Source organism: Vibrio sp. 10N.286.46.A8 (assembly GCF_041470165.1).
Taxonomy (GTDB): domain Bacteria; phylum Pseudomonadota; class Gammaproteobacteria; order Enterobacterales; family Vibrionaceae; genus Vibrio; species Vibrio tasmaniensis_A.
The window spans coordinates 1-10,181 of sequence record NZ_JBFRLX010000310.1; the positions used below are offsets into that span (position 1 = coordinate 1).

Consider the following 10,181-nt stretch of genomic DNA (forward strand, 5'->3'; position numbering starts at 1 on the left):
GTTCAGTACTTGGCTGATTAGGCGATGTCTCCGGTTTTGCTTGCTGGTCTCTTGTATTCTCGGTGGCGACTGTTGTGTGGAAGATCGAGTTAGCGATCTCTTGGCTGAGTTCAATCGTGGTTTTGATGACCTTTTCTTTTAGGTCGTCATCGGTAATTTCGGACTCTAGGTTTTCACATAGACTATGCAAGTCGCTAGCTCCGAGGTTACCGGCCACACCTTTGAGGGTGTGCAAGTAACGTTGTTGAGCACTATTTGATAGTTCGACAGTTAAGGTGCTTTTGTCAGAGTAGGCTTCAACAAATCGTTTCAATAGCTTCGTGTATAAGGTGTGATTGTTGCTCGCTCTCATTAATCCCATGTTGGTATCAAGACCGTCAATGACAGGTAACGCCTCGGGTGCTTTTTCTGCGTTGTTGCTATCTTGTGGAGCGTTAGGGGATTCTTGCAGTACAACATTAAATTGCACAGGGTTAGAAGGTGACACCCAATTGGCCAAGGTCGCGAACATCGAGCCGACATCAATCGGTTTAGCGATAATGTCAGTCATCCCACAGTTGAGTGCTTTTTCTTTATCCCGCTCCATCACGTTTGCTGTCATCGCAATGATTGGGGTTTGTGTGTCTTTTATTTTGTTACGTATATGCAGGGTTGCTTCGTAACCGTCCATCACTGGCATTTGGCAATCCATCAAAATACCATCGAAAGGTACGTCGTCAGTTATGGCTTGTTGATAAAGATCTATCGCCTGCTGACCATTCTCGGCAATGGTGACTTTAATTTGTTGCCCCTCTAAAAGCTCTGTTGCGAGCTCTTGGTTTATCTCATTGTCTTCGACCAGCAAGATGTTAGCTCCGGCCAGTTGTTGGACGTTAGCGAGTTGATTTTGTTGTTCTAATTCGCTGCGAGATACGCGGTCTGAGTCGAGTCCATAGAGTGAAACAATAGAGTCATAGAGATGAGATGAGGTGATTGGCTTGTCTAGAATACTCGGTACTTCAAAGCCTCTTTGTTCTATGAGTTCAGCAAGCTCTTCTCGGTCGTATGCGGTCAGCATCATGATTTTAGGCATTGTGAGCTGCTGCCCATTTTTGAGCTCTGCTAGTAAGTCTACGCCATCTCGCTTAGGCATCTTCCAGTCGGAGATTACCAAATCAAATGGCTTGTTCTGAGCGTCAGCGGTATGTAACTCAATAAGAGCTTCATCAACGGATGAGCTCAGTGTTGGTGTCAGCTTTAGTGATTCTAGGATATCGCCTACGATCAAGCGGGCGCTGGAGTTGTCATCGACGACTAACACTTTCAAAGTGTTAATTGATGCAGGTACGACAACACGGTGTTGCTGAATAGAATGACTAACGCGAGTAGCAATAGTAAACGAAAAGGTCGAGCCTTTGCCAAGCTCCGTTGAGACATGAATATCCCCTCCCATCAGTTGGCTGAGCTCTTTACTGATGGCAAGGCCTAAGCCTGTACCGCCATATTTCCGAGTGGTTGAGCTGTCAGCTTGAGTAAATTTGGTGAACAGCTTACTGGCTTGCTCTTGCTTCATGCCGATACCACTGTCAGAGACTGCAAAGTTCAATTTGATGTCATCGCCTTGTCTTTCTGCTACTGAGATTGAGATCTTCACTTCGCCTTTTTCGGTGAATTTGACGGCATTGTTACTTAGGTTAATCAGTATTTGCCCAAGTCTCAAAGGGTCACCAATAAGGTTGGTTGGCACGTCTCTATCTACTTGAATGAGCAGCTCTAAACCTCGATCTGAAGCTCGTAAGCCAACCAAGTTAGTAATATTGTCGAGTACATTCTCAAGTTGGAAGTCAACTTTCTCAATGTCGAGCTTTCCAGCTTCAATTTTCGAGAAGTCGAGAATGTCATTGATTAGCCCGAGTAGGGTGTCAGAAGAGAGCTTAACTTTGTGGATATAGTTACGTTGAGCCTTGGTCAAATCGGTTTTCAATGCGAGGTAACTCATACCAATGATGGCGTTCATTGGTGTACGAATTTCATGGCTCATATTAGCTAAGAAATCGGATTTTGCATGGTTCGCTGCATCGGCTTCATCCCGTGCAGCAGCTAGGCTGTGCGTGAAGGTTTCTAAAGCTGAATGCGCTTTGTTGGCGAGCAAACCCATCAACAAAATAATGACGAAGAAAATCAAACCTCCTACGGCCAAATGGGAGGTTACACTAGATGAATCTTTGACATTGACGCTTTCTGCTAAGTGGCGCTGAGAAATAAAATCTCGCAGTGCTAAGAAGCTTTTATCCATTGCTTTGAGTAATTGATGGCCTCGAATTTGTGAACTGACTAACTCAGTGAATTGCGATTCATAGACGCTGATATGGTCGTCAAAGGCAGTAATTTTTACCTCTGGTGCGTACAAGGCAATCAGTCGTTGTGCGTTGCTTGATTTAGATTGCATCTCATTGATTACATGTGACACTTTGTCGGCGATGAGCTTCTGTTCCTTTGAATTTGCGAGCAGAAAATCTCGGTTGAATCTATTTGAACGACTCAGTAGTGTGCGAATCGCCAATAGGTCTTGACCTATGAGCAGTTGGGAAGATAGTTCTGCTTGAGATTGAGAAATGAGATGATTCAGTTCTGCGACTTGGATCTGTTTAGCTTGATAGAGTAATCCAACCGAACGCGAAAATTCAGAGCCGCTCAAAGTGACTTGATTGATGAGCGAGGCTGTTAACTTTTTAGAAGAGACCGGTACGCCTTGAAGTTGAACTAAGTTGGTGTAATAGCGATTTTTTGCCTTTTCAACAATCTCTAAACGTTGTTGTCCTTTGTCATCTAAAATTTGAGCGTGTAATTCGGTAATCAACTGTGAAGCCTTTTGCATCTCAACCTTGACCAGTGAGTAGGTCTTTAGGTTTCCGTCGAGCAAATATTCTTTTTCAAGGTTTTGTATATTAACGGCGAGAGTAGCGAGTTGACTTGTTTTTAAGGCAACGTTAGTCAATTCTTCGCTAGTTAATCGCAACCCTCGAATATTTTGACTGTTTTGATTAATGGCTTGATTGTGCAAATCTCTCATCTCTCGCAATAGCTCGGTCGCGGCATTAGATCGTTCATCCATTAGCGCTCGGGTAGATTGATTCAACTCAATAAGCCCGACATATTGCTTGAATTGAATCAAATATTCCGTGAGTAGATTGCTCGGAAGTGATTCCGCATATTGATTGGCATAATCGTCGGCTAAACTTATAGTTTGCTTTGCTTCTTGATTAAAGTTGGCAATGACTTTTTCGTTATAGTCGTTACTGAAAGACAACTCGTAAACACGCAGTTTATCGAGGGAGGTCAATAGTCGAGTACTAGAAGCGTACTGTTCGACACCGATGAAGCGATCGTTGAGATTGATCCAAGCGCCCACTGCGACGGAAAATACAACGACAGCCGCAACGAGAAAAGAGATTAAGATTATTTTGGAATCAGTAGCAAATCTTGAAACAGTATTCATAAAGTACCTGTATTGATAAAGTACCAGCGAACTTAGTGTTCTGGTTCATCAGAAAAAGAGTCTTTGATCGCTAACATCTCGTCGAGCTTATTTATGAAGATAGGCACTAAGTTAGGGTCAAAATGATGGCCAGCTTGTTCTTGAATCAGCTCAATCGCTTTTTGAATAGGCCAAGCTTTTTTGTATGGGCGTTCGCTAGTCAATGCGTCGAATACGTCGGCAATCGCTACAATTCGCGCGCTGAGAGGGATATCTTCACCGGATAGCTTGTGAGGGTAGCCGCTACCATCCCATTTTTCATGATGATATAGCGCAATTTCTTGGGCGAGTTTTAGTAGTTTGGAATCGTTATCACCAATGATGTCCCCACCAATGGTGACGTGTGTTTGCATGATTGACCACTCTTCAGCATCCAGCTTTCCTGGTTTGCCTAATATGGAATCAGGGATACCAATTTTCCCTATGTCATGCATTGGTGCGGCTTGGAATAGTAGCTCAACCCACTCTTCGTGCACGTCTAACTGCTGAGCCAGAATCTTTGAGTAGTAGCTCATTCTAACGACATGCATTCCTGTTTCGTTGTCCTTGTATTCTGCTGCCCGGCCGAGCTTGCGGATTATCTCCAATCGACTCATTGCCAAAGCTTCCGTTCTTTGTCGTACCTTGCGAGACAGTGCCAAGTTTTGGTCGTAGAGGGAGATTTGCGTGACAACACGAGCTTTCACAATAGGTGGGCTAACTGGCTTAGTGATGTAATCAACAGCACCTAGCTCAAATCCCATTTGTTCATCGACCATATCAGTTTTTGCGGTAACAAAAATTACAGGGATATTGGCGGTGACTGGATCATTTTTAAGTCGGCGACACACTTCATAACCATCCATTTCTGGCATCATTATATCGAGCAGGATCAGGTGTGGTTTTGGATGTGAAGAGGCAATCTTTAACGCTTTTTGACCTGATGTCGCAGCTTTAATTTTAAAGTCTTCATTGAGGATACCTGACAGGGTGTGGATATTATCCGGGATGTCATCAACAACCAAAATAATAGGTTTATCTGTCGAAATTTGATTCATTTTTGTCCCTAAAAAAGTTAAGCCAACGGCGATACCACATAGTTAAAGCGTAGTGGGTTTTATTGGAAATGCATGGTTCTGAGGGGGGAATTTTTGGTATTGAAATATAGAATGTAAAGCGTAATTCTATATGCGATGTGAATGGTCATTTTGCATGATTAACCATTGCATAACAAAGAATAACTTTATCTATGGTGTAGTCTAGGGCTCATACTATTCTAGCTCCTACATTTCCTTAACAGTATGTGATACCTGCTAGGTAGACTTATGTATTGGAAGGACTGTTTTGAGCTACTTTTGTTATCAAATTGGTCAAAGTACTCTTCTAGTATCACAGCAAGAGCAAACCAGTCATCGAATTTGCCTAAGACTGAACTAGGTGTTGAATACCTTGGTGTATAGCTTTCAAAACGTAGCTCGGAACGCAGAGTTCTGTTCTTTATGACAGAGCCGAAGTCAATTAAATGCACTTGCCCTTGAGGAGTCAATACGATGTTAGATGGTTTAATGTCACCATGAACGAAACCAAGTTTGTGGACTTGATGAATCGAGCGCTCTAGCAAGGTAATCCAGTTGGCAGGGAGGTTGTTTGACTTAGAAGGCTCGGTTTGGATTTGCAATAGTGTTATTCCACTAATGTGGGAAAGGACTAGATAGTCACTCTGCTGGTTAGAGAAATAATCGCAATATTCTGGCCAGTTATAATTGGAGTTGGAATAGAGAAACTCAGCCTCTTGTTTGAGAAAGTGACGGTGCTTTACTGCTTGAGCATACTTTATAGTAACGACGCCCCAGCTAGGGTGCTGGGCTTGAAGTACACGTCTACCTAATCGAGAGAGATTAGTGTAGCCACGGTTAGTTAGCTCCTGCTTGAGCTTTGCGTCGTCCGAAAATTCTCCCTTCAAAGCAACTTTGCCAGAGTGTTAAAACCAAAGGAAGAGCAACTTATTGACAGAGAATTATTGTCATAAGATGGAGCTCGCTTTGATGTACAAAGCGAGCTACTTGAGGGGGCTTTACTAGATATCACTTGGTAACGAGAATCCAGAGAAGAAGCCGGGAACAAACGGGTTCGACTGACCCTGAGTTTTGATGGTCAGTTTTACTTTACTGTCACCATACACAAACTCAACTTGTGTATCTTGAGCGGATGAAAAACTCACATTTGGACCGAATAAGCGGAACCAACTCCATGTACCTTTGACTGTACTTTGGCCAATTATGGAGTCTTGTGTGTTCAACTGGACTCCTAGTTTCTCGATAAACTCGGAGTCTCCTTGCCATGATTGCTGACTCCATAAGGTCGGCCCGTGACGGTAAGTGAAGATCGGTTTGTCCGAAATGATTGAAAATTCGGTAATGTTTGGTGTCATATCAACAGCTTTTACTTGGAAATCGATCTGAATGTTTGATGGATCAGCTAGGAAAAGAGCGTTTTTGATATCAGAAGCTTTGTCCATCATTGTCCATACATCTGGCGTGATAGATAGCGCAGTACCAGGCAACAGCCCTGGTAAGTAAGGTGCTTCGTCATTGTTTTTAACGAATCCATTGAGGCGATTTTGAGAGAACTTATCAACTATACCGTTTGTAACGAAGAAGGCCTTGAGATCAGCAACGCTCACATCCAGTTTGGACTGTCGGTTGAATGGATAAAAAGACGCTAATCGTTGTTGGTATGGTTGATAAACTTCGTTTGACCATGCTGTATTAAGGTGGTCATGAGCCAGCGACATCACCATTTCATTACTTTGATGCACAATTTTACTTATCACTTCTTCTGCTACAGCTAAATGATCGTTTGATAAGTTCGATAATGATGCAATAGGGTTACCAGCTTGCAAAGTCACAGATAAAGTATCGAAGGCTACTTTTTGAGGTTCTTTGGTTTCATAAAACTTGTCTGCCCATTTATTTGCATTAATAATCGCACTCAGCAGATTGTCTATTGGCTTCTTCCCTTGATCGTTGGCAGAGACCTGTTTTTTGTATGCTTGAAAGCTTAAAGTTATCTGGCGTGCAGATTCTTTTTTATCTTGGTCTTGAATTGGTATGGTCGCAGGATCTTGCGATTTACCCTCGTTGTCTGGTATTTCGAGTTCCACATAGGTGTACTTAGCGACGGTTGAGTACAGGCTGACCAGTGGGTTACTGTTTGCACTTGATAGGCTAGCGAATGCTTTTTTAAGTTGTGCAGGATCCGCTATTTCATTGACTTTTACATTGCTAATGAGATCTCGCCAATAATTTATGTAGTCATTTTGATAAGTTTGCTTTAGTTCACGGCTGATTCTGTGCATTTCGAGTGCACTCGGATAGGCCCCTGCAACCCCTTCATATGATTGTAAGGCTGCTTTTAGAGTAGGTGAGTTGACGGATAAATCGAGCTCATTAAACCCCGTTGGTGTATAGATATATGGAACCAGGTAGCCCACATAACTTGTTGGGAATTGCAGAACTGAACCCCAATTATCGCCTAAATCACTTCGAATATCGACGCGCTTTGAGTAGGTTTCTGAACTTTGAATGTGTTCATACAATAGAGTTCCGATACCTGTTTGAGTAATGACTTTCTTCGCTAGGTTCTCTAAATCGTGATTTGATTTCACTGGTGTTAGGTTACGCGCGAAGATGTCATTCAGTAGCACCTCTAGTTGAGCAATATTGACACTATCTGCTTCACCTTGATCTTGGAATGTACGCATGTAGTAGTTTTTAAGCTCATGAAGGTTAGTCCTATTTTTACTGAACAATAAACGGTAGTTATTCAGCAAAGCTAGAGTCTGAGATTGATCTTCGAGATTGACGTACACAAATAGGTCTTTCTCTAGGGTATTTTCCATAGAAGGAATCAGTACTTTCTGTAACGCTGCAAAATATGCTTTTTCGATCTCTCCTTTGATACTAGAGTTAGGCATAAATGGCAGCGTATACCATGGCTCAGGCTCATTATAGAGGTTATAAATTCGCTGTAATGAAAACAGATTAGGTATGTTTTCAGCCATGTTTTCGATGTCGTAAGGAGATGCTGATATCGCTTCTTTATAGCGCTCAAGCATTACATCGGCTTCAGCTTCTCGTTGATTCTGGAAATCAAAGTCAAACTTAATCACAAGTAATACGGCGGTTAGTAAGCTAGCCCAAGATAGTGTGAAAATCACTTGGTTAACTAACAATGCGTTTTCTTTACGCTTGTTTACCCCAACCAGTTCGTGTTCGGATAAAATCACGTGTGTCATAAGGTATTGAGCAAAAAGGGTCTGGTTAACCGGGATCTGCTCATTGTGTTGATAATGCTCATGACCTACCGAATAAGATACAGTGCTCGCCAACAAGTCAGACTGAGCTGAGCTTTGACCATCATGAGTAAAGTAAAATCCGCGGAATTGAAGAGCGTCACTAAGCTGCTCTCCACGGTACAAGCGGTTGAGGAACAACCAAAGGTTTTGTTTCAATAATCCAAACTGGAAAGGGGCGCTAGCAATTGAGTTTCGATAATCCTGGTTGAGTTGACCTGCAAGCGCGTTGCTCATGTTGGCTATCAACTCACTGATTAAATGGTCGTATTCATCATTAAACCAGTCTGCGTCGATACCACCGTGTTTAGAATAAGGAGCCGTGGCACCGAATACGTCGTCTCTTTTTGATTCGTCAAATGCTGAGAAAAACTGACAAAAATCGCTGATGCTACCCATGTTAGAGATAACGTTATAAATAGGTAAGCTGACCCCAAAAGCCTGATTAAACGTTTTTATTGTCGATTTTAGTTCATCAGCTTTTTGTGTTATTTGTTCATTATTTTCCAACAATGAAGCTACGTCAGTCGTGAGCAATAAACCATTCGCGGCCTGCCTTGGGCGCCATGCTGTTAGGGACTGACAGAGTGTTTTTAGGTATTCTGGGTGTTGATCTTCGCCAGTGCTTACCGAAACTAAAATGGAATGCTCGCTGACCCAAAATAGAATTGGGAATTCAATATCACTGCCAAAATCGTCGAGCTTATATGACTCATAACCCATTTGAGTGATGATACTTTTGTCTTTATTCGGATTTTGACTCAATAGTAGGTAGATTGGCAGGTCGTAACGACTCGTTAAGCGAGCTTTTGGTCGTTGCTTGCTGACCATGCGTTTGAAATGGTATGCCAGTTGCTTTTGTCTTTTCTGAATCAGCGATTTGTCGAATGACTCTTTTTGTGATGGTTCACTGCGGTTGCTAAGAACCCAGTAACATACTAAGCCTACAAGTGTAGATATAATTGCGGTAGTAGCTAGAGCCCACGTCAAATATGCGTTGAGAGGTGTTAATAGAATTATGCTAGAGACGACGGTAAAAAGGGCAAAAGATACTAGGATCGAGATACCTACTGTTTTTTTTGTATTGCCCGATTTGTTTGATTTAGTTTTCGGCATAATCAGTTTGATTCTTCCTTGTTTAAGTCAGGCGCAGAAGTACGAACAATAATGGCGTTTATTTGGTCGTTTTCTACGTACCATTCTTTGGTACTTCTTGCTTCTTCTTTTGTGTTTGCTCTTAATATCACTCGGTAATATTTTTCATAAGGAGAAGAAATAGGCTGATAAACTGACGGTGACAGGTTATCAATAAAATCGTCAGCGCTTTGCTTGCTAGAGAAAGTCGCAAGTTGCACCAACCAATGTGATGAACTTGGTGTTAACTTGTTGCTTTGCAATACTTCTACAGCATCAACTTTACTTGCGTAACGAGGAAGAGCCGCTAAGTCTTTATCTTCGCTTATAAAGACAATATCTTTTACTTCGCCGGAGACGATGTAACGCTGACTGAAATTAGGCAAATACGTGAAGTCACGAGCTCGTTGAGCGTGGGTGTTGGTATACCAGAAATCGGTTAAGCCAATGCTCGTTGCGATTAAACAAAAGAAGAAAAGGCTAGTGATTAAGTAACGTTTACGCCTTGTTGGCTTCCTTACTTCTGGGAGCTTCACTTTGATGCGGCAGTAAACGCCGCTAGTATTGCGATATTGGCTGATGGTTTGCTCTAACTGATAGGTGAATGCTTTCAATTGGTCAGCATTACCTTCACGATATTGGCCTTTGAATCCAACATTTATGAAGAGGTAAACTATCTCTAGAAGGTCAATCAGTTTGTGAGGCTGTCGTGCTGCTTTCTCTGCAACAGAGAAAAACAACTCACCACCATTTCGCATGCCGAAGAGCTCGCTAAGCAGTGTTTTGTTTTCCCAACCGTTTTTTTCTCCCCACTCGGAGTAGATGATGAATTCATCAATGACCACTGCATACAAAAAGCAGAGTTTATCGATAACAGCAATAGGGTAAGTAAGCTCGGTTGCTTGAGCTTTTATGTCGTTTATACCCTGTATCAACTGTTCTCTAAAAATCGCTAAATCTTCAGGTTCAGATAAGGTTGAGAGCTTGAGTGTTTTGGTTAGTAAATCGCTACTGATATTGAATAATTGATTCTCTGCCTTATCAAAGTGTCGCAAAAACTCTTCTTGGGCGCTGGTAGAATGTACAGCGACCAATTTAGAGGCTACCTGATCAGTTTCGTTATCCTTAGAGCCCTTTGGCGCTTTGTCGATGATGAGAGTTTCTTCATCTAAATAATCCATAACCATTATCTCAACG

The 10,181-nt window shown here is 42.2% G+C and carries 5 protein-coding genes; all 5 read right to left on the minus strand.

All coding sequences use genetic code 11. From position 1 onward, the window contains the following. Positions 1 to 3,478, minus strand: a 3,478-nt coding sequence (locus tag AB4232_RS21930) for a response regulator (RefSeq protein WP_372088009.1), incomplete at its 3' end; no start/stop codon positions are given. A gap of 32 nt (positions 3,479 to 3,510) precedes the next feature. Then, positions 3,511 to 4,554, minus strand: a complete 1,044-nt coding sequence (locus AB4232_RS21935) for an HD domain-containing phosphohydrolase (protein WP_372088010.1) — start codon at positions 4,552 to 4,554, stop codon at positions 3,511 to 3,513. A 218-nt stretch (positions 4,555 to 4,772) separates the two neighbouring features. Then, on the minus strand, positions 4,773 to 5,459 hold the full coding sequence (locus AB4232_RS21940) for a protein kinase domain-containing protein (RefSeq protein ID WP_012603799.1): 687 nt from the start codon (positions 5,457 to 5,459) through the stop codon (positions 4,773 to 4,775). A 114-nt stretch (positions 5,460 to 5,573) separates the two neighbouring features. Further along, on the minus strand, positions 5,574 to 8,966 hold the full coding sequence (gene tssM, locus AB4232_RS21945) for a type VI secretion system membrane subunit TssM (RefSeq protein ID WP_372088011.1): 3,393 nt from the start codon (positions 8,964 to 8,966) through the stop codon (positions 5,574 to 5,576). 2 nt (positions 8,967 to 8,968) lie between these two features. After that, entirely contained in the window at positions 8,969 to 10,171 is a 1,203-nt protein-coding gene (gene icmH, locus AB4232_RS21950) for a type IVB secretion system protein IcmH/DotU (protein WP_135443196.1), read from the minus strand. Positions 10,172 to 10,181 lie beyond the last annotated feature (10 nt).